This is a genomic window from Algibacter sp. Ld11, assembly GCF_045066735.1.
Taxonomy (GTDB): Bacteria; Bacteroidota; Bacteroidia; order Flavobacteriales; family Flavobacteriaceae; genus Algibacter.
Genome location: NZ_JBISHH010000013.1, coordinates 43,218 through 69,335, shown reverse-complemented (window position 1 = coordinate 69,335; position 26,118 = coordinate 43,218). Strand labels below are relative to the sequence as shown.

The following is a 26,118-nucleotide window of genomic DNA, read 5'->3' as shown; positions in this document are numbered from 1 at the left end:
TTTATTCAAGTAAATTACAAATTATATACTTTTATCATTTTATATAAGAACAGCCTTTTAAGTAGAATTAACACATTTCAGTGGTATACACAAATTCAAAAATGAATCTGCCATTATATCCCCCATCATTTAGCATAAAACAAACATTAAAATCTTTTTTTTTCATCATTTAGAAGAGTCCCAATAAACTACAGATTTAGAGATATTTGTAAATAATAACATTTAACCAAATAATAAACATTATATAACATATCGCATTGTTTTAAAAGCGTTATTTACTCCCATTAAAAAAACAACCATACTAAAATTATCAATGGATTTTTCAATAGTAGTTATTTATCTTGGCTTCACTTTAGCCGCCTATTCTGTAATAGGTAATGATACCATTCAAACCTTAGGAACTTTTTTAAGTTCTAACGAGCGAAAAAAATGGTGGGTATTATGGCTTTATGCAGGTGGTATTTTAACCTTTACACTAATCTATGGTTACATTACCCATAGCGGAGATGTCTCTTACGGTCGTTTAGAAAAATACCCAATGCCTGATCCATTTTCATGGTATTATATATTACCTCCAATAATTTTAATGCTGCTTACGCGTACAGGAATTCCTGTAAGTACTTCATTTTTAATTCTTACGTTTTTTAACCAAAAGAATTTAACAGATATGGTACTAAAATCTATTTCTGGTTATGCTGTTTCATTTGTTGCGGCCATTATCTTGTATTTAGCAATATCCAAAATATTAGAGAAAAAATTTATAGAAAACCCAATAACCGATAGAGAAAACAAAATATGGACTGCTTTACAATGGGGTTCTACCGGTTTTTTATGGTCGCAATGGTTAATACAAGATTTCGCTAATATTTATGTCTATTTACCAAGGCAATTAAAATTATGGCAGCTTATTTTTTCGTTAATTATTATATTAGCAATGCTTGCTTTTATTATTGCAAAAAAGGGAGGTGCTATACAAGGTATTATTAAATCGAAAACTAACACCGTAGATATAAGATCGGCTACTTTAATAGATTTTACGTACGGTATAATTTTATTTTATTTTAAAGAATTGAACAATGTACCCATGAGCACAACTTGGGTATTTATAGGTATTTTGGCTGGACGAGAAATAGCTTTAAACTATATGCTTAGAAAAAATGAGGCTAGAAGATCTATGTTTAGTAACTTAGGTATGGATTTATTTAAAGTTTTTATAGGCCTTGTTGTTAGTGTTGTGCTAGTGTACGCTGTAAAATATCTAGCAACACTATAACCCCGATTTTATTTAAAATTAAAACATAACACTAATCGTTAAAAAGATGAAAAGCATATTATTTCCAACAGATTTCACCGAATTATCCTTAAATGCTTTTACATATGCCATGGAATATGCGCAAAAATCGAATTCAAAGCTAATTGTATATCACACGTATACCTCTGGAGATTCTTTAAATGAAGATGCTCAAGCTGTTTATAACAAAGTTGATATTCAGAATTTTAGAAGTAAAAAAGATAAATTCCCTCCTTTTGAAAAACTTATTAAAAACAGTAAAGTTGGAAACTTAAATGTAAAATATGTTGTTGATGAAGGTACTTTTGTTGAGTCTCTTAAAAAATACATTATAAAAAAAGAAGATAAAATAGACTTGATTATAATGGGTACGCAAAGTAGCCAAAATAGTCTGTTCAATATTTTTATGGAAACCAATACTATAAAAATATTAGAAGAAATTAGTAAACCGGTTATTGCTGTGCCAGAAAAAGCTGTTTTTGATGGTTACCTGGATAACATTGTTTTTCTTGTAGATTATAAAGAAGATGAAATTACACCGTTAGGAGATGTTATTGAAAAATCGCAAGAATTCAATTCAAATTTACATGTTATCCATTTCGATTTGGCTCATGTTGAATCTATTTCTCCACTAATGGAAACCTTTAAAAAGTCGTTAGATTCAGCTCATCTAAATAACGTAAAGTTTATTTCTATTGACTCTATTAACCTCAAGAAATCGTTAACAGAATACTGCAGTAACAATAAAATAGATATGGTTTGCTTAATAAACCATAAGCGAAATTTTTACCAACGCCTATTCTCTTTTAGCTTAACTGAAGATTTGTTAAACAACTTCGATATACCAATAATGGCCATTTATCGTGACTAAGAAAATGTAATCCATAAAAAAAAGCTCTAAAAATTTTTAGAGCTTTTTTTTATTCTATTAAAGAAATAATCTTTATTCAATTAAATCTATATGTCTATCGTGATACCCTAACAAGTATAAAACACCATCCAAACCAATACTAGATATAGAACTCTGCGCATTATCTTTTACTTTTGGTTTAGCATGGAAAGCAATACCTAAACCTGCTAAATTAAGCATCGGTAAATCGTTTGCACCATCACCAACGGCAATAGTTTGACTAATATCAATACCTTCTTTTTTAGCTATTTCTTTTAAGTATTCTGCCTTTTTATTTCCATCAACAATATCACCTAAATACCCACCAGTTAACTTACCATCTACAATTTCCAATTGGTTAGCATAAACATAGTCCATGCCTAATTCTTTCTTTAAATACTCACCAAAATAAGTAAATCCACCAGAAAGAATAGCCGTTTTAAAACCGTAACTTTTCAATGTATCAATTAAACGTCGAGCACCTTTAGTTATTGGTAAGTTCACAGCAACATCTTGTAAAACCTCTTCGCTTAAGCCTTTTAAAAGCTTCATGCGTTGTTTAAAACTTTCGTTGAAATCAATCTCCCCATGCATAGCAGATTCAGTAATCGCTTTAACTTCATCTCCAACACCAGCAAGTTCTGCTAGTTTATCGATAACTTCGGCTTGTATTAAAGTAGAATCCATATCGAAACAAACTAAACGACGGTTTCTACGGTAAATATTATCTTCCTGAAAAGCTATATCAATATCTAAATCGTTAGAAATTTGCATGAATTTAGCCGTAACTTCTGCTTTATCTTCTATTCTACCACGAATAGAAAGTTGAATAGAAGCACGAGGATATTCAGCATGTTTTTTTAAAGATAAACGCCCTGTTAAACGTTTAATAGAATCAATATTTAAATTCTTTTCTGAAATTACTTTCGTTACTTCAGATATTTGTTTAGCTGCTAATTTTTCACCTAAAAGTGTTACGATGTAACGATCTTTTCCTTGCAGAGTAACCCAATCTTCATATTTATCTAAAGAGATTGGAGTAAACTTAGCAGAAATACCAAGCTCATACGCTTTGAAAAGTAAATCTTTTAAAACAGCTGCAGATTTCTTTTTAGATTTTATTTCGAACAAAATACCGAGCGACAATGTATCATGAATATTGGCTTGACCAATATCTAAAACTTTTGCGCCATATTCGGCCAAAACGCCAGTTAAACTCGATGTTAAACCTGGTTTATCCTGTCCTGAAATATTTAATAAAACAATCTCTTTAGCCATAATTTAGTTTTTACTTTTTCAAAGATGTAAAAATCATTATTCTATTTGAATTATGAAAGTTTTTTAAAGAATAAAACACTTTATTCATTCTTGTAAAATATCACATGATTTCTTGAAAATAATCATAAAAAAACACCCACAAATTCTAATAATTTGTGGGTGCTTTAATTTTACTTTACAAATCTACTATGCCAGCTTTCACTTGCAGGAACCTCCCAGTTTTCTTTAAACTCACCAACATTAGCTACTAAGTTATTGAAAACAATGGTGTTTTTAGAAACTGCTTTGTCTTTTGCCATTTTACGGAAATCTGTTAACGTTTTATAAGCTACATATTCACCTTGCTTGTAAGATACATTCATCTTATCCATTAAATCGACATTGTAATCCTTTTCTAATTGTTGAATAAAATGCACCGAAGCATCTATGGAACAACCTGTAGCTTGGCTCATAGCTTGGTTAACACCAATCACAATAAAACGTTTGTACTCTATAGTGTAACCCGATTGTAAATCGCTACCGTGTGCCGTCCAGTTTTCGATAAAAACATTTAGTTTGTCCTTAATTTCTTCCAGTTCTTGCTCGTTAAACGAACGATTGGCTTGGTATATCCAAACGCGTGATTCTGGTGGTAATATATTAAAATCTACTAGCATTATTTTTTATTTATAATATGAATAATATTCTGGTTAATTAAAAACCCAAACAGTCTTCATTTATTAAATTGAATTATTTATAAACCTTGAGACTGCGCAATTAATTCTGCAATATCTAAAACGGTTATTTCACTCTCTTTTTCTTTCACTTTTACGCCATCGCTCATCATAGTCATACAATATGGACAAGCCGTTGCTATAATTTCTGGGTTAGTTTTAAGCGCATCTTCTGTACGAAGTTCGTTTATTTCCTTATTCCCTTTTTCTGCATCTTTAAACATTTGCGCACCTCCTGCTCCACAACATAATGCAGTCGATTTACTTCGTTTCATTTCGAGAAGGTTAGCATTTAACGTTGCTAACACATCTCGTGGTGCATCATACTCCGAGTTTGCACGACCTAAATAACAAGGGTCGTGAAATGTGATACGTTTTCCATTAAAAACACCATCTTTAATATCTAGCTTTTTAGTTTCAATTAACTCTTTTATAAATTGTGTATGGTGTAAAACATCATATTTACCACCTAAGCTTGGATATTCATTTTTTAAGCAATTAAAAGAATGTGGATCGCAAGTTACAATACGTTTAACCTCGTAAGCATTTAAAACCTCGATATTCATCATGGCTTGCATTTGAAACAAAAACTCGTTTCCGGCTCGCTTTGCAACATCGCCTGTACAAGTTTCTTCGGTGCCTAAAACAGCAAAATTAACGTTGGCTTTATTTAATATTTTAACAAAAGCACGTGTTATTTTCTTGGCTCTATCATCATAACTTCCAGCAGAACCTACCCAAAATAAAATATCGGGTTGTTTGCCTTGAGCCATGAGTTCTTCCATGGTTGGTACGTTTAGTTGTTCGCTCATTTTTATTCTTTTATAAATTAAAATGGTTTATTTTAATTCTTTGATTTTACTTCTTCCTCTTCTTCTACTTCAAAATTTTCTCTTTTTAAACCTGCTAAATCCTTTTTCGAAACTCTAATATATAAAGCATGTTTAAATGTGCCGTTTGTAAGTCGAACATTTTTATCATTACGAATTAAAAACGTTCTTCGGTAAGCCTCTTCTGATATTTTTTCTATTTGAAACTCTGAGCAATAATCACAAAATACTTTTTTAACCTTAATTTCTAAGGGGTGACTATCTACATAATCAATAGCAGCGTAGACCTTTATTTGTAATGAATCTTTTTGGTACCCAACCTGAGATTGAAGCTGATTAAAACAAATTAAAATTAATATGGTTAAAGCGTATCTCATTCATTATTTTTCATCTTTCCAATTCAAACGGTCCATTTGATTATATGGCCATGGTGCTCCGTTATTTTCAATATTGGTCATCATATTATTAAGCTCCGTTGGGGCCGCACTTTGCTCCATAACTAAATAACGACGCATTTCAATAATTATCGATAAAGGATCTATACTTACAGGGCAAGCCTCTACACACGCATTACAACTTGTACAAGCCCAAATTTCTTCGTTTGTTATATAATCACCAAGAAGCTGCTTACCGTCGTCTTTAAATTCACCATTGTTCGCATCGATGTTTTTACCAACTTCTTCTAGACGGTCACGAGTGTCCATCATTATTTTTCGAGGTGATAATTTTTTACCTGTTAAGTTTGCAGGGCATTCGCTAGTACAGCGTCCGCATTCCGTACACGTGTAAGCATTTAATAAACTCACCCAACTTAAATCTTGTACATCGCTAGCTCCAAATTTAGCAGGCACTTCATCGGCTGCACCTTCTGCAGGCGCTGCAAATGGATCGGCGTTTGGATCCATCATAAGTTTTACCTCATTGGTTACCGATTCTAAATTATTAAATTGTCCCTTTGGTGTTAATTTACCGTAGAAGGTATTAGGAAATGCTAATAATATGTGTAAATGCTTTGAAAAATATAGATAATTCAAAAATATTAAAATACCAACGATATGTATCCACCAAGCGCTACGCTCTATAAAATGTAAGGTTGTTTCTGGTAAACCTGAAAACATTGGTGCAATATATTGACTAATAACATTTCCTGAATTTAAGGCTTGAAAATGCAAATCGGTAGCATTCATAATTAAGAAAAGGCTCATTAAAACCATTTCAAAATATAGAATAAAATTTCCATCGTTTTTTGGCCAACCAGTCATTTCGCTTTTCAAAAAACGTTGAATCTTGATTACATTTCTACGTATCCAAAATATGATAACTGATACAAAAACTAAACATGCTAAAACTTCAAAAGTACCTATTAAAAATCCATAAACCGATGTTGGTAAAACACTTAAACCTATACGGTGTGTTCCAAAAAGACCATCGATTATAATTTCTAAAACTTCAATATTAATAATAACAAACCCTACATAAACTATAACGTGTAAAAATCCTGAAACAGGACGACGCACCATTTTACTTTGCCCAAGGGCAATACGTGCCATGTTTTTCCAACGTTCTGGTTTGTTATCACTAACATCAACATCTTGACCGAGGTTAATGTTACGAAATAGTTTTTTTACATTTTTTGCAAAATACCCAATGCCAAAAAATAAAATTATGGCGAATACAATGTTTGGTAAATATGTCATTTAAATCTTAGTTAGTTTCTGGTTCTTGGTATGGAATTTCTTTTTTAGAAAGAATTCTCGTGTAGCGGTTGGGGTGTAACTTAAAGTCTAATAATAGTGATTCCAACTCTTCGGTTGCACCTTCTAAATTATTATATAAGTCGTCGTCTTTTAATAGTTTGCCCATGGTACCTTCTCCCTTTTCTAGGTTTGCCATAATATTTTCAAAACTTGATAAAGTAGTTTCTAAATTCTTCATGGTAGCTGCTAGATCTGTTTTAGAAAGTTCTCCCGTCATTTTAGCCAAATCATTACTTGCACTTTCAGCGTTGGTTAAAACTGTAGTTATCTTAGACTGATTGGTTTGCATAATTCGGTTTAACGCTTTCGAGCTCCCTTGAAACGAATTCATAGTTTCACTCAAGCTAGCTAAACTCGATTTTAAGTTCGCCTTTCCTTTTTCGTCCAAAATATCATTTAAGTTCGAAATTAAAGCATCGGCACTAGTTAGCATCGCTTCAATTTTAGCTTGTAATGGCGTTAATTGGTTGGCTAATGCATCTGTTAACCCGGCTTTTACCGTTCCAATTAATGTCGCTTCATTTTCAGCATTACCTGCCTTATCAAAAGCTGGAATAATTGCGATAGCCTTTCCTCCTATTAAACCCGTATCATAAAGCTGCGCAGTACTGTTTTTTGAAAATTCAAAATCGTTATCAACCAATAATTCTACTAATAATTTACCAGAACCATCACCTTTAAATTTGATGCTAATAACTTTACCAACATTAAGACCATTAATGGTTACAGGGGTTGCAGGCGCTAAACCTTCAACATTTTCGTAAACTGCATAGTAAGTTTTAGAACTATCTAATAAGTTTTGCCCTTTAAGGTAATTAAACCCAAATATGAAAAGGATAATTCCTAATAATACTAATATGCCTGTTTTTACTTCTCTAGATATTTTCAAATTGTATTTTCTTTAAATAACAAAGACAAATTTAAGATAATTTTAAAAAGAATGCTCTTATTTTCGTAATTACCTTTTTAAAGCTTCGGTAAGACTTACTTTTTTTCCATTTTTAAAAGCAACAACAAAACTAGACTTATAGCCTTTACTTTTGGCATCGTTAACTAATCGCTTTGTTTCTGTGTAGTTTGATGTAGCACCATAATAATACTTATACAAATTGCCTGTTTTTTCTTTAGAAATAGTTGATAATCCTTTAAAATTATAAGGTTTTGTTGCTAAAGATTTTGAACTTGCTGCAATTTGAATTTTAAAAGTCACATCGTTATATATCTCATCACTTCCAGATGATGTTTCGATAACTTCATCTTCAAAAACAGTGTGTGCTACGTTTTGTTCTAACGAGGCTTTATATTGTAAAATGGCATCTGTAATAGCCTTAGACATATCTTGTTGGCCTTTTTTAGAGTTTAAATAAGCACCTTCTCTATTGTTTGTTAAAAACCCAAGTTCTACCAAAACACTTGGCATAACCGTTTGATGTAACACAATAAAACCGGCTTGTTTAACACTTCTATCTTTTCGTTTTAATTTTCCAACAAAATTCTTTTGAATTAAACTTGCAAGTTGAATACTTTGATCTAAATAATCTTCCATACCCATCATAATACTAATTGCAGACTCTGGAGAATTTGGATCGTATCCCGAGTAATTTTGATGGTAATTATCTTCTAATAAAATTACGGAGTTTTCCTTTTTAGCTACTTCAAAATTAGTATTATTTCTATGTAAACCTAAAACAAAAGTACCTGCACCATATGCTTGTGAGGTATGTGAATCGCAATGCACAGACACAAATAAATCGGCTTTAGCTTTGTTTGCAATTTTACCTCTTACAAATAAATCTATAAATTTATCTTCCTTACGTGTGTAAATCACTTCAATATTTGGGTTTTTCTCTAATGCACTCCCTATAGCTAAAACCACTTTTAATGCAATATCTTTTTCTTTATAGCCATTACCCATATTACCTGGGTCTTTCCCGCCATGTCCCGCATCTAGTACAACAACAAATTTATCTGCGTCGTTATTCCCATTATATGCATATGAAGAAAATGTTAATACTAATATAAAAGATACGAAAAGTAATAAGGTGTTCGTTTTCATGTGATAAATCAGATTGTGTTTTAAACCGCTGTATAAAAAACAGTACTATTTTTAAAATTAAAAGTATGCCAATTTTAAAATAGTAACGATTAAAATACTCGGTTTAGTTTAATTTAAAATTTTTCTAAGAATATAAAACATTCACAGAAAAATATATGTAATTTTGGCTTTTCAAAAACCGAGCCATACTTTTACAAAAATACATTTAAAAGCGTTGCAGACAAACAACTTTAATATACTTTTTACACTAAGTTTTACCATGTTTATCAACATGCTAAGCTTCGGGCAAGACATCAAAAAACCTACGGATTCTATAAAACCTGCTATTGAAGAACGGGTCACTATTAAAACCGATAGCGTTTTAGCACCAATACTTGATGAAAAAGTTACGGACTCCACACAAACCGATTCTATTAAACCTAAAAAAGGTCTTTTAGAAAATAAAGTGATTTACAGCGCCGTAGATTATACTACATTTAATCAAATTAAGCATAAGTTGTACCTATACAATCAGGCTAAAATTGATTATGGAGACATGAACATTACTGCAGGAAGTATTACTGTAGATTACACCACAAATACGGTTCATGCTCGAGGAATTATTGATACTACAGGAGAATACACGCAAAAACCTGTGTTTACTCAAGGAAGTAGTGTTGTAGAGCCAGACTCTATTATTTTTAACTCAAAATCTAAAAAAGCACTTATTTACAATTCTAAAACCGAGCAAGGTGAAGGTACTGTAATTGCTAGTATTACAAAAAAAGAAAACGATTCGGTTTACTATTTAAAAAATGCAAAATATACTACTGCAGAAAATTTAGATGATCCCGATTATTATATAAAACTAAGAAAAGCGAAAATTGTACCAGGTAAAAAAATTATTACTGGTTTGGCTAATCTATTTATATATGATGTGCCAACACCTATTGGTTTACCCTTTGGTTTTTTTCCACAGAGTGAAAAACATACTTCAGGCGTAATTTTACCAAGTTTTGGTGAGCAAAATTCTCGAGGATTCTTTTTACAAAATGGTGGTTACTACTTTGCGGTTAGTGATAACGTTGACTTAACTGTTTTAGGAGATTATTATACCAACGGAAGTTATGGATTAAGAGTAGAAAACACCTATGCTAAACGTTATAAATATAGAGGTAACTTGGCTTTTAGATACGAAAGCTTAATAACTAGTGAACTTGGTTTTTCTGATTATGCTAAAAACACGCTATACAATTTAAGATGGTCTCACAGTCAGGACGCTAAGGCCAATCCCAACTCACGTTTTTCAGCCTCTGTAAACCTTGGTAGTAGCAACTATTATAGCGGTTCCCTAAACCAAGTGAATTTAGCAAACCGATTTAATAATACCTTATCATCTTCGGTTTCTTACTCTAAAACTTTTCAAGGTGAGCCACAAGTTAACTTAAGTTTAACCGCTACACACTCACAAAATACACAAACAGAAACTATTAATATGACCTTGCCAACTTTGCAAGGTAGTATTGGTAGAATGTATCCTTTTGCTCCCAAAACAGGTTCTAAAAAAGGAATTATACAAAACATAAACTTACAATATAATTTACGTGGTGAAAATAGAATTGAAACCACGGATTCGTTATTCTTTAAAAAGGAAATGTTCGACGACGCCAAAGCAGGGTTTCAACATAGCATTCCATTAACCACAAACTTTAAATTATTTAAATATTTTAGCATGAGTGCGAGTACAAACTTTAATGAAGTTTGGACTTTTAAAACCATAGATAAAAGCTTTGACACCACCACAAGAGAAACCGTTACCGAAACTGTTAATGGTTTCGATTCTTTTAGAACTTATAATTTTAGTACAAGTTTAGGAACTACTATATACGGTATGTTTGATTTTGAAAAAGAGGGTAAAGACCCGAAAATTCAAAAAATAAGACATGTAATGCGTCCTTCTATTAGTTATAACATCAATCCTGCTTTCGATAAATATTACGACACTTACGAGGTAGTTAGTGCCGATGGAGAAACAAAAGAAGATGTTTCTTTCACCCGATTTGAAGAAAGTATTTTTGGTACACCAGGTCAAACATTTTCTAGCTCTATGGGCATTTCATTATCAAACAACATAGAAGCTAAAGTACGCGATAAAGATAGTACAGCAACAGAGCCTAAAAAAGTTGTTTTATTAAATAACTTAAACTTTTCTACCTCTTATAACTTTGCAGGAGACTCTTTACAATGGAGCCCAATAAGAATGAGTGGAGGTACACAGCTATTTGATAATAAATTAAGTTTAAACTTTGGAGCAACGCTAGATCCTTATGCTTTAGATAACAACAATAATAGAATTGACACTTTTAATGTTGATAATGGCGGAAGTTTATTTAGATTGACCAGTGCGAACATGACAGCAAGTTGGTCGCTATCTAGCGATAAAAAAGGAAAAAAGGACTCTAAAGACGACGATAGAAACCGAGATGAAAATCTACAAGGTGGTGGTCGTGATGATGATATGTTTGGTGTTTCGCAAGATTTCTCCAAACCCATTGAGAAAAAAGAAGATAAAGATAGTGATACTAAAAATGCCCTTTATCGATACAAGCTCCCTTGGAGTTTGCGTTTAGCTTATGCTGTAAATTACTCTAACTCTATAAGGCAAAACGAAATATCATCGCATTCCTTGATGTTTTCAGGAGATATCCAATTATCCGATAAATGGTCGGTTGGCGCATCATCAGGTTACGATGTTAAAAATAACGGCTTCACCTCTACACAACTGCGTTTTGAACGTGATTTAGAGAGTTGGAGAATGAATTTAAGTTGGGTGCCTTTTGGAACTTATACTTCATGGAATTTCTTTATTGGCATAAAATCAAGTCTTTTACAAGATCTTAAATACGAAAAACGTAAACAAGCCGACACCCAACTTTAAAAATAAGACTTATATTTTTGTTTACACAGAAGTATAAATTCGTTATTTTTAAGTCTTAATTAATCGGTTTCAAACTCATAATAAAACTACTAATGAAAAAAATAATAACAACTACTGAAGCACCAGCTCCTATTGGGCCTTACAATCAAGCTGTTTTAACAGGAAACACCCTTTATACCTCGGGACAAATAGCTATTAATCCAAAAACCAGTGAACTTGTTTTAGAAAATATAAAAGCTGAAACTACGCAGGTGATGAATAACCTAAAAGCCGTGCTAAAAGCTGCTGATATGACGTTTGAAAACGTTATTAAATCGACGATTTTTATTAGTAATATGGACGATTTTGTTAACATTAATGAAGTTTACGGAAGTTACTTTAACGATGCCACTGCTCCTGCTCGTGAAACTGTTCAAGTAGCTAAATTGCCTAAAAATGTAAATGTAGAAATTAGTGTTATTGCCATAAAGTAAATAACGCTAGTAGATTTTAAAGCGCGTATTTTTCAAGCAAAGCTTTTAGTTTAGGTAACTCTAGAGGTTTTGCTAAAAATTCGTTTGCTCCTGCACGCTTAGCACTTTCAATATCTTCTTCAAAAGCACTTGCAGACACCGCTATAATTGGTGTTTTATGTTGTTGATATTTTTTGGTTTTTAGAATTTCTCTAGTAGCCTCATAACCATCCATATCTGGCATATAGATATCCATAAAAATCATATCGAAATCTAAAATTTTATAAAGCTCTACGGCTTCCAATCCGTTTTTTGCAAACGTACAGTCTGCACCTTGTTTTTCAAGTAAAAACTTAATTACCTTTTGGTTCATTCTATTATCTTCAGCAACCAAAACATTAAATTTAGCATGAAACGTTTGCGTCGCTTCTTCAACGACTTTAATATTAAGAGTCTTCTTTAATTGAAGACTGAAATAAAAGGTAGAACCTTCATTCTCCTTACTTTCAAGTTTTAATGTTCCTCCCATTAACTTCACCAACTTACGCGAAATCGACAGACCTAAACCTGCACCGCGATAGTCCTTAATAATTGAAGCTGGAATATTTTTATCATCATCAAAAAAGCGTTTAACTTCATCTGAACGCATACCTACTCCTGTATCTTTTACATAAAACGTTACTATTTGTTCATGATCTATACCTACAGTTTGATCAATTATAATTGAAATTTTACCGGCATTAGTGAACTTAATAGCATTATTAATTAAATTAATTAAAACCTGCTGAATTCGAGATGAATCGCCATATACCAAAGATTTATCTTTTTCTTCAAACAAAAATTTAAAGTCGAATTCTAGACCTTTTTCCCATGCTTGATATTCGAACACTTTGAATAGGTTAACTAAATCTTGCTTTAAATCAATGGCTATAAAATTCAATTTTACATCGGCTGCATCAACTTCAGCATTATCGGTAACCATTTTAACCAATTGTAATAAATGCATAGACGAAAATTCGGCAATTTCAACCTGCGCAATTTGATCACCATCCAAGCTCGTTTGTTTAAGCATATTAAGCATTCCTAAAACCGTGTTAAGTGGTGTTCGTACCTCATAACTCATGTTTGCTAAATAAATAGATTTATGCTCTGCTAAATTTTCAGATTTATCTAAATTTCTTTTTAATTCCTTAATCCTAGAGGTTAAATTTTCTTTTACCACTTCATTCTTTAATAAACTCTTTAAAAAAAATTGTAAAGCAAAAACCTGAATTACAGCAACTACAAAGAGAAATAAGGCCGCGACTTCAGGATATATTTTATCATCCACAAAAAGGTAACCAATAATTAAAATAGCCGCAATAGATGCAAAAATTGAAAAAGACAACTTCTTCTTGATAGCTACGTACTTTACAGACTGCGGAAAAAAATTCATTTATAATTAATGGGTTAGCAAAACAAAGAATATGTTGATTAAAACACTAATATAATTAATTAGTCAATCATAATTCTATTCTTTTTGTTTAAATTTAAATTTTCTTTTAATAATTTTTAATAAAATACAATAGACAATAATGCGCATAGAAAACGAAATAAAATTAGGCTTTAAAGATGTTATGTTCCGACCTAAGAGATCTACTTTAAAAAGCCGATCGGAAGTTAGTTTAGAGCGTGAATTTAAATTTTTGCACAGTACTACGGTTTGGAACGGCATACCTATTATGGCGGCTAATATGGACACTGTGGGCACTTTCGAAATGGCCAAAGTACTCTCAAAAAAAGGACTTTTTTCTGCCATACATAAACATTATTCTATTTTACAATGGGAACACTTTTTATCGTCAATTTCAGAAAACGATCTAAACCATATTGCTGTTAGCACAGGAATTGGCAAACATGATTCCGAAAAACTTGCTGCTATATTTAAGCTAAAGCCAGAGTTAAAATTTATCTGTATCGATGTGGCCAATGGTTACTCGGAATATTTTGCAGATTTTGTAAAAAGTACTAGAAAACAATACCCAGATAAAGTTATTATTGCAGGTAATGTCGTTACGGGAGAAATGGTAGAAGAATTAATACTATCTGGTGCCGATATTGTAAAAGTTGGTATTGGCCCAGGCTCTGTTTGTACAACACGTGTAAAGACCGGTGTAGGCTACCCACAACTATCGGCCATTATTGAATGTGCAGATGCCGCTCATGGTTTAGGCGGACAAATAATAAGCGATGGAGGTTGCACAACCCCTGGTGATATTGCAAAAGCCTTTGGAGCGGGTGCAGATTTTGTAATGTTAGGCGGTATGCTCGCCGGACACGATGAAAGTGGTGGTGATATTATTGAAAAAAATGGTAAACAGTATCGTAAATTTTACGGTATGAGTTCTTCTACAGCTATGGATAAACATGTTGGTGGTGTAGCTGAGTATCGCGCCAGTGAAGGAAAAACAGTAGAAGTCCCGTATAAAGGAGCTGTTAACATCACTTTACAAGATATTTTGGGTGGTTTACGCAGCACTTGTACCTATGTAGGTGCTTCTCGATTAAAAGAACTCACCAAACGCACTACTTTTATTAGAGTTAATGAGCAAGAAAACAGGTTTTACAATCATTAATTTATTGCTAGCGAAACAAGTATCAATCATGATTATTTATTGAAAACAAGGTAAACAATCATAATATTAATCATATCATCATTTTTTATCATCGTAATTTTTAATATTTTAATACTTCGGGCTAAGCCACTAGTTTTATTAAAATCCTCTATTTTACAAGGAAAATTAATGTATTTTTATAAGAATCTTTTTTACTATTAAATTCATTCAAAATAAACCAAGAAATTTATGGCGTTAAAAATTGTAATCTCACACAAAACAAAGTACAAGTATGATAGACCAATAAATCTATCTCCACATATTTTCAGATTACGTCCTGCACCACACAGCAGAACACCTATAGAGGCATATTCAATAAAAATTAAACCCGAAAACCAATTTTTTAATTGGCAACAGGACGCCTTTGGTAATTATTTAGCCCGATTAATTTTTCCAGATAAAACAACAGAATTATCTATTGAAGTTGAAATTATTGCCGACTTAAAAACAATAAATCCATTCGACTTTTTTGTTGAAGAGGCTGCGGAAGAATACCCTTTTACTTATAATGAAACCATTAAAAAGGAACTACTACCCTATTTAGAAATTACAGATAATGGTCCTCTTATTCACGAATTCATTAAAACATTAGATTATACGCCAAGAAAAACAATCTACTTTTTAATTGATATCAACCAGAAGATATACGAGTATTTAAGCTACAACATTAGGCTAGACCCTGGTGTGCAAACTTGCGAAGAAACACTACTTCAAAAAAACGGATCTTGTAGAGATTATGCTTGGCTATTTGTTCAAGTATTAAGACATTTAGGATTTGGAGCACGGTTTGTTTCAGGATATTTAGTGCAACTAAAATCAGACGAAAAATCACTTGATGGACCTTCTGGACCAGAAGAAGATTTTACAGATTTACACGCATGGGCAGAAGTATATTTACCTGGTGCTGGTTGGATTGGATTTGATGCTACATCTGGACTATTAGCTGGAGAAGGTCATATTCCGTTGGCTTGTACACCTTCATTTGAAAGTGCTGCTCCCGTTTCTGGAATGTCTGATGTTTGTGAAACTGAATTTGAATTTGAAAATTCTGTAAAGCGTATTTTTGAATCACCTCGCGTAACAAAACCGTATACTGATAAGCAGTGGAACGACATCTATAAACTTGGTTTTAAGGTTGAAAAAGAACTTGAAAAAGGTGATGTGCGCTTAACTATGGGTGGTGAACCTACCTTTGTTTCTATAGACGATATGGAATCGCCAGAATGGAATACTGATGCCGACGGACCACATAAGAGACAACTAGCAGACGACTTAACAAAGCGCCTATTTAATAAATTTGCGAAAGGCGGTTTTTTACATCGTGCACAAGGTAAATGGTATCCTGGAGAACCTTTACCACGTTGGGGAACTGAGCTTTGCTGGCGTAAAGATGGTAGAGTAATTTGGCATAACGAAAAATTATTATCAACTTTTGCTGACAATAAAATTGTACCTGAAAATGCTGATATATTATTTTTAAAGACCTTAACCCAATATTTAGGTGTTACTGATAAAACCATAATGCCTGCTTTTGAAGATGCTTTTTATTTTCTTTGGGAAGAGGGTAATTTACCAACAGATATTGACCCAAGAACAGATAAAGATGGTTCGTTAATTCAGAAGAAACTAGGTGAAATACTAGAACAAGGAACCTCTAAGGTTGTTGGTTATTTAATGCCTCTAAACAATAGCTTTGGTCAGTGGCATACTTGTACTTGGCAGTTTAGACGTAACCATTTATTTTTAACGCCTGGTAATTCACCAGTTGGCTTACGTTTACCTTTATCATCGCTAGTGCATAAATCAGAATATGAAGAATTTCCTAAATTCGAACCCGATCAATTTACTAAGCGCGGTAGATTTCCTAGCTATAAAAAAGTAGCAAACAACAGGTATGCTTCTTTTATTAATGGGGAACTTGAAGAACCAAAAACTAATTATTTTATTAGAACTGCAATTTGCGCAGAAGTTAGAGACCAAAAACTATATTTATTCTTACCACCATTAGATTGTGCAGAATTTTATTTAGACTTACTCTCGTCTATTGAAGCTACAGCAAAAGCATTAAACATACCGGTAATATTAGAAGGTTACGCCGCACCTAAAGATAACAGGTTGGAATCTTTGAAAATAACTCCAGATCCTGGTGTTATCGAAATTAACGTACATCCAGCAAAAAACTGGGACGAGCTTACAAAAAACACCTTTACACTTTACGAGGAAGCAAAACAATCGCGTCTTGGTACCGAAAAGTTTATGCTTGACGGTAAACATACAGGAACTGGCGGTGGAAACCACGTTACACTTGGTGGTATATCACCTGCCGATAGTCCATTATTACGTAAACCAAGTTTATTACGTAGTTTACTAACATTTTGGCAACATCATCCAGGACTTTCTTATTTGTTTTCAGGATCTTTTATTGGAGCAACAAGTCAGGCTCCAAGAATTGATGAAGCACGTATGGAAAACCTATATGAACTTGAAATAGCCTTTAGTCAAATACCAAAAGATGGCGAGGTTCCTTTTTGGTTAACCGATAGATTATTTAGGCACTTACTAACCGATTTAACAGGTAATACTCACCGTGCAGAGTTTTGTATTGATAAACTATATTCACCAGATTCATCATCAGGACGTTTAGGTATTTTAGAGCTTCGTGCTTTCGATATGCCTCCACATCCCCAAATGAGTTTAATGCAAAATTTATTAGTCCGTACTTTAGTTGCTTGGTTCTGGAAAAAACCTTACGAACACGATTTGGTGCGTTGGGGTACAGAATTACATGATAAATTTTTAATTGAGCATTTTGTAAGAGAAGATATAAAAGATATAGTAAACTCTCTAAATAAAGCTGGTTACCGCTTTAAAGAAGAATGGTTTAATCCGTTTTTCGAGTTCAGATTCCCTTTACATGGCATGGTAACCATAAATAATATTCATATAGAACTTAGAGCGGCCATAGAACCATGGAATGTTTTAGGTGAAGAGATGACTGGTGGCGGAACAGCACGTTATGTAGATTCTTCTTTGGAACGAATCCAAATTAAAGTAACGAACTTTACGGAAGAAAGATATGTTGTAACTTGCAACGGTGTAAAAGTAAACCTTAAAGCAACCTCTGTAAAAGGAGAGTTTGTTGCAGGAATACGATATAAAGCATGGGATCCATATTCTGCGTTACACCCTACAATTGGTGTAGACTCTCCTCTTGTTTTCGATATTGTTGATACATGGAACAAGCGCTCTATTGGTGGCTGTACTTATTTTGTATCACATCCAGGTGGACGTTCTTACGACGTGCATCCGGTAAATAGTTATGAGGCAGAATCTAGACGAATTAATCGTTTTTGGGAGTCTGGGCATACGCAAGGAGAAATCGATCCGGTTAAAGAAACTATAACTGATGATAGCACGTCTAACATTACTGTTAAAAAGAAAGGCAGTTCTAAAAAATTCAATTACAAAGAATTACCTATTAACTTTGAGTTTCCTAACACAACAGATTTAAGAAAAAAGTAATTAAAAATTTAAATGACCATAGATTCAAACTCATTATTTCAAAATTATTTTACCAATCATAAAAATTATGATGAAGTATTGAAATCTAATATGAAAATTAACCCAGAATGGGATAATTTATTATCTAATTTAACTGATGCAGGTCCAGAAGAATTAATTTCAAGACAAAAGGAAATTGATTGGCTTATGGACGAGAACGGGGTAACTTACAATGTTTATAACGATCCCAAGGGCTTACATCGCTCTTGGGATTTAAGCGTTGTACCCTTTTTAATTCATGATAAAGAGTGGAAAACCATTGAAAAAGGTTTAAAACAACGCGCCGAGTTACTTAATTTAGTTTTAAAGGATATTTATGGTAAGCGGGAACTTATAAAAAACGGTATTGTACCTCATGAGGTTTTATTTGCTCATCGTGGTTTTTTACGTCAATGCGATCAAATACACTATAATACATCCAAAAATTTATTAATTCATGCTGCAGATTTGGCCAGAGGTCCTGACGGCCGAATGTGGGTAGTTAACGACCGTACACAAGCACCGTCTGGTTTAGGTTATGCACTAGAAAACAGGTTTGCCATGAATAAGGCCGCACCTGATCTATTTAGTAGTATTAATGTAAAACAACCAAGTGATTTTTTTCAGGATTATAATCAAATGCTTCTTGATGCAGCTCCAGAAGGTATTGCTCACCCAAATATTGTTATATTAACATCTGGACCACATAACGAAACTTATTTTGAGCACGCTTATATGTCTTCTTTTCTTGGTTACCCTTTGGTTAAAGGAAACGACTTAGTTGTTAGAAATGGAAAAGTATGGATGAAATCTTTAAAAGAATTAAAGCAAGTTCATGTTATTTTACGCCGTGTAGACGATGTTTATATGGATCCGTTAGAACTTCGTGAAGATTCTTATCTAGGTATTGCCGGTATTCTCGATGTAATAAGACAAAGAAATGTAAGTATCGTTAACCCAATTGGAAGCGGTGTTTTAGAAAACTCTGGTTTAATTCCGTTTATGAATGCTATTTCTAAGTATTTTCTAAACGAAGAATTATTACTCCCACAAATAGCCTCTTGGTGGTGTGGACAAGAAAAGGAAAGAAATCATGTTTTAAAAAACATAAAAAAATACGTTGTAAAACGAATTGATCGCTCAAATAGAGAAAGCATATACTTTTGCGAGTTTTTAAGTGAATCTAAATTAAATAAACTAAAAGAAGAAATATTAGCCAACCCTTATCGATTTGTTGCTCAAGATAAAATAAAGTTTTCTACTGCTCCAGATTTCATAGATGGTAAGTTAGAACCGCGCAAAATAATGTGTAGAACATTTGCTGTCGCTAAAAAAGATAGTTATAGCATTATGCCAGGTGGTTTGGTTCGCGTTGCCGCAGAACGAGAAAATTTAATAGTATCAAACCAAAGAGGAGGTATTAGTAAAGATTTTTGGATTGTTAGTGATACACCTCAAAATTATTTCCATAGTTATGCTTGGGATAACACCTTTAGAAATCCAGTATCAGACATTAACGATTTACCCAGTCATACGGCCGAAAATTTATTTTGGTCTGGACGTTATTTAGGTCGTGCTCTTGTTACCTCTCGCCTATTGCGTATGTGCTTAAACAGTATGCAAAGCTCTCAATATGAAAAAGGTAAAGATCCTTCAGAAAGTTTAAAAATAATTTTTGAAGCCATAACAGGAATTACTCATACATTACCAGGGTTTATTGGTAAAGGAAAAGAAGAAGTGCTTAAAAATCCTTTAAAAGAATTAAACGCACTTGTTTTAGACGATTATAAAGTAGGTTCTCTTGCTCAAACTTTAGGAAGCTTCAACAACTCATATTATACACTTAGAAATTTGTGGTCTAAAGATATGTGGCGCGTGTTCGATGGTATAAAAAAACTTTGGAATAAGCATGACAGAAGCAAAGAGCACTCTGTAGCCGCTTTACTCAAACTATTAGATAGCACCATTACGCGTTTAATCGCTTTTATGGGCTTAATTGAAGAAAGTATTCTAGTAGATCAAGGTTTATTACTCTATTTTATTGGCTTACAAACAGAACAAGCCAGTTTAACGATTGCCAAATGTAGATCATTAATTGTAGCGAGTTACAATGAAGATTTAGAATATGAAATGCTTGAGGCCCTATTGTCTAGTCACGAAAGTTTAAATATTTACCGCTACAGTTACCGCTCTTATTTAGACGTAGAAAATGTAGTAAAACTGGTTGTACTTAACGATAAATACAGCCGTTCGCTTACTTATCAACTTAGTCGTATTTTAAAAGATATCGGAAAATTACCCTTACCAACGGGTATTTCAGGAAATTCAAAATGTTATGATTTAATTTATGAAGCCAATCAAATTATTTCAAATGCCACTATAGACGACCTTTTGGAATTAGATAAAACAGAAGCGGTTAGAGAAAATTTGGAAGAGATGCTTTCTGAGCTTAGCGAATTACTGCATCAAACATCTTTATCTATTTCTGATACATATTTTAATCATTCTTATCAACAAAGTCAATTGGTTAATCAAAACTTCCCTATACTATAATGGTTTTTCAATTATCACATACTACGAGTTACAAATACGGAAATGGTGTTACATTTTGCCATAATATTGCCACTTTAAAGCCACGAGATTTTTTGGGACAAACTATTTTGAGTTACGATTTAGAGATTAGTCCTAAGCCAACTGAAATATCTGAACGTATTGACTTTTTTGGAAACACGATTACCAGGTTTTCCATTCAGCAATACCATAAAGAATTAAAAGTTATTGCAAAAAGTAAAGTACTTCGTGATTTTACTTTAGCACCAGATATAAAAGATTCTCCAGCGGGATTAGCCATTACATTAATTGAGGCCAAACAAGCATTAAAATCCATTTTACCTGAAATTTTAGAAGTAAAACAGTTTTTACTAGAATCTATTTTAATTGCTAAAATTTCAAAAAACATAAGAGATTACGCTCTAGTTTCTTTTAAACCAGATCGCTCTATATTTGAAGCTACAACAGAGTTAATGCAGCGTATTTTTACAGATTTTGAATTTAATTCCAACGCTACTAATGTGGCTACACCAATTGAAGAGGTCATGGAAAATAAAAAAGGAGTTTGCCAAGATTTTGCTCAAATAGGAATTGCATGTTTACGCTCTATTGGCTTGCCAGCGCGATATGTAAGTGGTTATATCGAAACTTTACCGCCTCCAGGTAAAGAAAAATTGATTGGAACCGATGCTTCTCATGCTTGGTTTTCAGTTTACATACCACAATTTGGATGGGTTGATTTCGACCCTACCAACAATCAAATACCAAAAAACCAACATATTATTGTAGCATATGGTCGTGATTACTATGATGTTCCTCCACTAAAAGGTGTTATATATAGTTCTGGTGAAAATAAAATGAAAGTTGCGGTAGATATTAGGCCTGCGGTAGATTAGTTTATTACATACCCTTCAGAACCATTTTCTGACGGAACTAATTGATAAATAAAATCCGGATCTAAATTAGCTTCTTTTCTGTGCGAAACGTATAAAATGGCCGTATTAGTTTCTGCTGATATTTTATTAATTAATTCACAAAATAAAGCAGCGTCGCTATCGTCTAAACCGTTTGTAGGTTCGTCTAAAATTAATAATGGTGGATTTTTAACCATAGCTCTCGCTATTAAAACTAAACGCTGGTGCCCCCTAGAAAGCGATAAAAAGCATTGCTTTCTAATATCAAACATATTTAAAACGCGTAACCACTGTTGTGCAATTTTAATTTGTGCATTTGTTGGTGTTTTATATAAACCAACGGTATCAAAAAAACCAGAAACAACCATATTTCCGATAGCATCACGACGCGTAAAACCACGTAGCATTTCCGAAGAAAAATAACCTATTTTCTGTTTAATATCCCAAATGCTTTCACCACTACCCTTTTTTACTCCAAACAATGTAATATCTTGTCCATAAGCTTTTGGATTATCTCCAAAAATCATACTTAACATTGTACTTTTTCCTGATCCATTTGGCCCCATTAATTGCCAAAATTCTCCAGATTTAATTTCCCAAGATATCTCTTTGAGAATAGGGCGTTCACGATAATGAATAGAGACCTTATTAAACCTAACTAAAGGATTCAAAATTTCGTTTTCGTTATGGCGCTCTAAAAATGGTAATGCTTCTACAAAATGAAAAGCTTCTACTTTATTTTCAGTATTCGAAAATTCTACAAGTTTGCCTTCTTTTAACTTATAAGTGTTTTTTATAAAACCAAGAAAATCGAATTTTCTATTGGCAATTTGAATAATTGAGATGGTTTTACTTAATGCCTCCAACTGCTTTTCGATATGCGCCTGAGTGGCAACATCTAAATTCCCAAAAACATTATCTATAACTAAATAATCTGGTTTTTGCGCTATGATGTGATCGAGAAGCGCTTTTTTTCTTTCTCCTTCAGAAGAATGAAGTAAGCTGTTTTTTGTTTCAGTGGCGACATCATTTTTTCCGTGACGTATTTCTTCATCTATAAATTTATTTAAAACTATTTCAGAAAAAAGCGCACCATTTAATTTAGAAAAACTCGGTAAAAGTTCTCCCAAAAAAATAGTTTTGATAAGGCTTTCCTTATCAAAACTATTTGATATATAAATTGCTAAATGCGTTTGCAACTATTTGTACTTTAAATTATAGATTTTTGGTATGAAACGGCACTAAACCATCAATTGGTCTACGCTCAAAATTACCAACTTTAAAGCCCATTTCCTCTCCAACTTCTTTAATTTCTTTTTGAGCAAAAAAGGCTATAGATCCTGCAAAATGTACAGGAACTGTTTTTAACTCTTCTTTAAATTGTAAAATCATATTATTTGCAAACAAACGAATACCATCTTTAATTAATTTAATGGTGTATTCTGAATCTTTGTGCAAGAACATAAATTCTGCAAATCCTGCTAAATAAGCATTAGGACTCGGTTGCTTATATAAATTATATTTAATAAAATCGGCCTCCATGTTAAATTTTGCACCAAAGGCTATTCTAACATTTTCTGGCATGTGATTAAAATAATAATCTCTAATTAACTGTTTTCCATAGTAATTACCAGAAGCATCATCCATTAAAGTATACCCAAGCGATTTAACACGTTGGTGTAAAACTTCGCCATCAAAATAACTACAGTTAGATCCTGTACCCATTATACAAACTACAGCAGCTTCTTTCGGATCATTAATCGTTGCGTAAACGGCTGCTAAAGTATCTTCGTTAACTTCGATATGAGCATTAGGAAATATCTCTTTTAAAACGGTGTCTAACAATTCTGTTGCATTATCAGTACCACAACCAGCACCATAAAAAAACACGTGTGTTACTTTATCGGCATTAGATTTTAATTCTTTACTTTTTTTAATTAATTTAATAAGCTTTTTCTCGCTTAAAATGGCTGGGTTTAATCCTTTAGTTCGGATTTTATCCATTAATTTATTTCCATCTTTATCTACAGCAAGCCAATCGGACTTAGTAGAACCACTATCTACAATTAAAATCATAAGTTCTTAGAATAAAAAAATCCACAGCATTATTCAAAATAAATAATACTGTGGAAATATATAAATTATTTATTATAGTGCTCCGATATGTTGAGCTAAATCGATTAATTTAGTTGAATAACCAAACTCATTATCATACCAAGATACTAATTTTACAAAACCATCATTTAATGCCATACTTGCGTTTGCATCGAATGTACTAGTTTTTGGCTCAGATACGAAATCTTGAGAAACTACACCTTCTTCAGTATAACCTAAAACACCTGCTAATTCACCTTCAGAAGCTTCTTTTAAAGCCGCTTTAACTTCAGCCCATGGAGCTGGACGCTCTAAACGACAAGTTAAATCTACTACAGATACATCTACAGTAGGGATTCTAAAAGCCATACCAGTTAATTTTCCGTTTAATTCAGGAATTACTTTTCCAACAGCTTTAGCAGCTCCAGTAGAAGCTGGTACAATGTTGTTTAAAGAAGCACGACCTAAACGGTAATCTTTTCTAGATACACCATCAACAGTAGATTGTGTAGCTGTTGCAGCGTGAACAGTTGTCATTAAACCTTCAGCAATTCCGAATTTATCGTTAATTACTTTAGCTAATGGCGCTAAACAGTTAGTAGTACAAGATGCGTTAGATACAATAGTATGAGCAGCAGTAATTTCTTTATGGTTTACTCCCATTACAAACATTGGTGCATCAGCAGAAGGTGCAGAAATTGCAACTTTCTTAGCTCCAGCAGTAATGTGTTTTTGAGCACCTTCTAAAGATGTGAAGATACCAGTACAATCTAAAACAACATCTGCTCCAACAGCATCCCATTTTAAATCTTCAGGGTTACGTTCTGCAGTAACTCTAATTGTGTTTCCGTTTACTACTAAGTTACCATCTTTAGTTTCGATAGTTCCATCGAACTGTCCGTGAACAGAATCAAATTTTAATAAGTAAGCTAAATGATCTACATCTAATAAATCATTAATTCCTACTACTTCAATATCATTAGATCTAGAAGCTGCTACTCTAAAAGCAATTCTACCTATTCTACCAAATCCGTTAATTCCAATTTTTAATTTTGACATAATCGTGTTTATAAATGTTAAGTGCTCATGATATCTGAGACACGCAATAATTCTAAGTTAATTTTTGTTTTTCCTTTTATGGCATTATCTAAAGGAGTAAGCTTCATTTTATTATTCATTAAACCTACCATATAGTTAGATTTACCTTCTAATAAAGAATCTACGGCTTTAACACCCATTCTACTCGCTAAAACACGATCGAAACAAGATGGCGAACCACCACGTTGCATGTGCCCTAACACAGATACTCGTACATCGTAACCTTCCATGTTTTCATCAACATAGTCCTTAAGTTCAAAAATATTTTTACCTATTTTATCACCTTCGGCAACCACTACAATACTAGACGATTTACCTGATTTCCTACTTTTATTTAAAGATTCTACTAATCTATCTAATCCTAAATCTTCCTCAGGAATTAAAATTTCTTCAGCACCACCAGCAATACCAACATTTAGAGCAATGTGCCCAACATCACGCCCCATAACCTCTATAAAAAACAAACGGTTATGTGAACTTGCTGTATCTCTAATTTTATCAATAGCTTCTACTACTGTGTTTTGAGCAGTATCAAAACCTAAAGTATGTGAAGTTCCTACAATATCGTTATCGATAGTTCCTGGAATACCCATTACTGGGAAATCAAACTCTTCGTTAAAAACCAAAGCTCCTGTAAAGGTACCATCACCACCAATAGCAACCAAAGCATCAATTCCTGCTTTGTTTAATTGATCGAAAGCTTTTTGGCGACCTTCTTTAGTTCTAAATTCTTTTGAACGAGCCGATTTTAATATCGTACCTCCTTTATTAATAATTCCTTTAACGCTACGAGCATCCATAGACTCAAAATCGCCTTCCATTAAACCTTCGTAACCTCTATATATACCAATACACTCTATATTATAGTAAGCACAAGACCTTACTACCGAACGTATGGCGGCATTCATACCTGGAGCATCTCCTCCTGATGTAAACACACCTATTTTCTTTATTTTATTTGGCATTTATTTCTTATAATTAAAACGTAAATTTAATAAAGAAAAAGAATATAATCATACTATTAGCACTGTTTTATTCGTAGTTTGATACTATAACGTTTTAGTAATAAATAATAAATAAGTTGC

The 26,118-nt window shown here is 32.9% G+C and carries 20 protein-coding genes; 8 read left to right on the top strand and 12 right to left on the bottom strand.

Going from position 1 to position 26,118, the window contains the following annotated elements:
* Nucleotides 1-313 precede the first annotated feature (313 nt).
* On the top strand, nt 314-1,273 hold the full coding sequence (locus tag ACJJV4_RS06815; protein WP_405292759.1) for a hypothetical protein: 960 nt from the start codon (nt 314-316) through the stop codon (nt 1,271-1,273).
* A 46-nt stretch (nt 1,274-1,319) separates the two neighbouring features.
* A complete protein-coding gene (locus ACJJV4_RS06810; RefSeq protein ID WP_405292757.1) occupies nt 1,320-2,162 on the top strand; it encodes a universal stress protein in 843 nt (280 codons plus the stop codon).
* A gap of 72 nt (nt 2,163-2,234) precedes the next feature.
* Here the strand turns inward: ACJJV4_RS06810 and serB are convergent, their stop codons facing one another.
* The 7 genes from serB to ACJJV4_RS06775 all read right to left on the bottom strand — a co-directional run bounded on the left by serB (nt 2,235) and on the right by ACJJV4_RS06775 (nt 8,814).
* Entirely contained in the window at nt 2,235-3,458 is a 1,224-nt protein-coding gene (gene serB, locus ACJJV4_RS06805) for a phosphoserine phosphatase SerB (RefSeq protein WP_405292755.1), read from the bottom strand.
* A gap of 170 nt (nt 3,459-3,628) precedes the next feature.
* On the bottom strand, nt 3,629-4,114 hold the full coding sequence (locus ACJJV4_RS06800) for an ABC transporter ATPase (RefSeq protein WP_405292753.1): 486 nt from the start codon (nt 4,112-4,114) through the stop codon (nt 3,629-3,631).
* A gap of 77 nt (nt 4,115-4,191) precedes the next feature.
* Nucleotides 4,192-4,983, bottom strand: coding sequence for a (Fe-S)-binding protein (locus tag ACJJV4_RS06795; RefSeq protein ID WP_405292751.1), 792 nt, complete (start codon nt 4,981-4,983; stop codon nt 4,192-4,194).
* Nucleotides 4,984-5,015: 32 nt separating this feature from the next.
* Nucleotides 5,016-5,378 carry a hypothetical protein gene (locus tag ACJJV4_RS06790; protein ID WP_405292749.1) on the bottom strand — a complete coding sequence of 121 codons (363 nt, stop codon included), beginning with the start codon at nt 5,376-5,378 and terminating at the stop codon, nt 5,016-5,018.
* Nucleotides 5,379-5,381: 3 nt separating this feature from the next.
* Nucleotides 5,382-6,698, bottom strand: a complete 1,317-nt coding sequence (locus ACJJV4_RS06785; RefSeq protein ID WP_405292747.1) for a 4Fe-4S dicluster domain-containing protein — start codon at nt 6,696-6,698, stop codon at nt 5,382-5,384.
* Between the two features lie 7 nt (nt 6,699-6,705).
* A complete protein-coding gene (locus ACJJV4_RS06780) occupies nt 6,706-7,647 on the bottom strand; it encodes an MlaD family protein (RefSeq protein ID WP_405292745.1) in 942 nt (313 codons plus the stop codon).
* Between the two features lie 69 nt (nt 7,648-7,716).
* A complete protein-coding gene (locus ACJJV4_RS06775; RefSeq protein ID WP_405292743.1) occupies nt 7,717-8,814 on the bottom strand; it encodes an N-acetylmuramoyl-L-alanine amidase in 1,098 nt (365 codons plus the stop codon).
* Nucleotides 8,815-8,977: 163 nt separating this feature from the next.
* On the opposite strand from ACJJV4_RS06775, the gene ACJJV4_RS06770 reads away from it, so the two are divergent.
* Together ACJJV4_RS06770 and ACJJV4_RS06765 are read left to right on the top strand one after the other, a co-directional pair.
* Nucleotides 8,978-11,731, top strand: a complete 2,754-nt coding sequence (locus ACJJV4_RS06770) for a putative LPS assembly protein LptD (protein ID WP_405292741.1) — start codon at nt 8,978-8,980, stop codon at nt 11,729-11,731.
* 92 nt (nt 11,732-11,823) lie between these two features.
* Nucleotides 11,824-12,204 carry a Rid family detoxifying hydrolase gene (locus tag ACJJV4_RS06765; RefSeq protein ID WP_405292739.1) on the top strand — a complete coding sequence of 127 codons (381 nt, stop codon included), beginning with the start codon at nt 11,824-11,826 and terminating at the stop codon, nt 12,202-12,204.
* A gap of 16 nt (nt 12,205-12,220) precedes the next feature.
* On the opposite strand, the gene ACJJV4_RS06760 is transcribed toward ACJJV4_RS06765, so the two are convergent.
* Nucleotides 12,221-13,618, bottom strand: coding sequence for a response regulator (locus tag ACJJV4_RS06760; RefSeq protein WP_405292737.1), 1,398 nt, complete (start codon nt 13,616-13,618; stop codon nt 12,221-12,223).
* A gap of 139 nt (nt 13,619-13,757) precedes the next feature.
* Between ACJJV4_RS06760 and ACJJV4_RS06755 the strand changes: the two genes are divergently transcribed.
* The 4 genes from ACJJV4_RS06755 to ACJJV4_RS06740 all read left to right on the top strand — a co-directional run bounded on the left by ACJJV4_RS06755 (nt 13,758) and on the right by ACJJV4_RS06740 (nt 21,823).
* Nucleotides 13,758-14,798, top strand: coding sequence for a GMP reductase (locus ACJJV4_RS06755; RefSeq protein ID WP_405292735.1), 1,041 nt, complete (start codon nt 13,758-13,760; stop codon nt 14,796-14,798).
* Nucleotides 14,799-15,026: 228 nt separating this feature from the next.
* On the top strand, nt 15,027-18,359 hold the full coding sequence (locus ACJJV4_RS06750; protein WP_405292733.1) for a DUF2126 domain-containing protein: 3,333 nt from the start codon (nt 15,027-15,029) through the stop codon (nt 18,357-18,359).
* 12 nt (nt 18,360-18,371) lie between these two features.
* Entirely contained in the window at nt 18,372-20,930 is a 2,559-nt protein-coding gene (locus ACJJV4_RS06745; protein ID WP_405292731.1) for a circularly permuted type 2 ATP-grasp protein, read from the top strand.
* Nucleotides 20,930-21,823: a transglutaminase N-terminal domain-containing protein gene (locus tag ACJJV4_RS06740; protein ID WP_405292729.1), complete on the top strand. Its 894-nt coding sequence runs from the start codon at nt 20,930-20,932 to the stop codon at nt 21,821-21,823. The genes ACJJV4_RS06745 and ACJJV4_RS06740 overlap by 1 nt, the downstream gene beginning before the upstream one ends.
* Here ACJJV4_RS06740 and ACJJV4_RS06735 read toward each other — a convergent pair.
* The 4 genes from ACJJV4_RS06735 to pfkA all read right to left on the bottom strand — a co-directional run bounded on the left by ACJJV4_RS06735 (nt 21,820) and on the right by pfkA (nt 25,998).
* Nucleotides 21,820-22,971: an ATP-binding cassette domain-containing protein gene (locus ACJJV4_RS06735; protein ID WP_405292727.1), complete on the bottom strand. Its 1,152-nt coding sequence runs from the start codon at nt 22,969-22,971 to the stop codon at nt 21,820-21,822. The two genes, ACJJV4_RS06740 and ACJJV4_RS06735, sit on opposite strands and share 4 nt — an antisense overlap.
* A gap of 85 nt (nt 22,972-23,056) precedes the next feature.
* Nucleotides 23,057-23,917, bottom strand: a complete 861-nt coding sequence (locus tag ACJJV4_RS06730) for an N-acetylglucosamine kinase (protein ID WP_405292725.1) — start codon at nt 23,915-23,917, stop codon at nt 23,057-23,059.
* 72 nt (nt 23,918-23,989) lie between these two features.
* Nucleotides 23,990-24,994: a type I glyceraldehyde-3-phosphate dehydrogenase gene (gene gap, locus ACJJV4_RS06725; RefSeq protein WP_405292723.1), complete on the bottom strand. Its 1,005-nt coding sequence runs from the start codon at nt 24,992-24,994 to the stop codon at nt 23,990-23,992.
* Nucleotides 24,995-25,011: 17 nt separating this feature from the next.
* Nucleotides 25,012-25,998: a 6-phosphofructokinase gene (pfkA, locus tag ACJJV4_RS06720; protein WP_405292721.1), complete on the bottom strand. Its 987-nt coding sequence runs from the start codon at nt 25,996-25,998 to the stop codon at nt 25,012-25,014.
* Nucleotides 25,999-26,118: the final 120 nt, after the last annotated feature.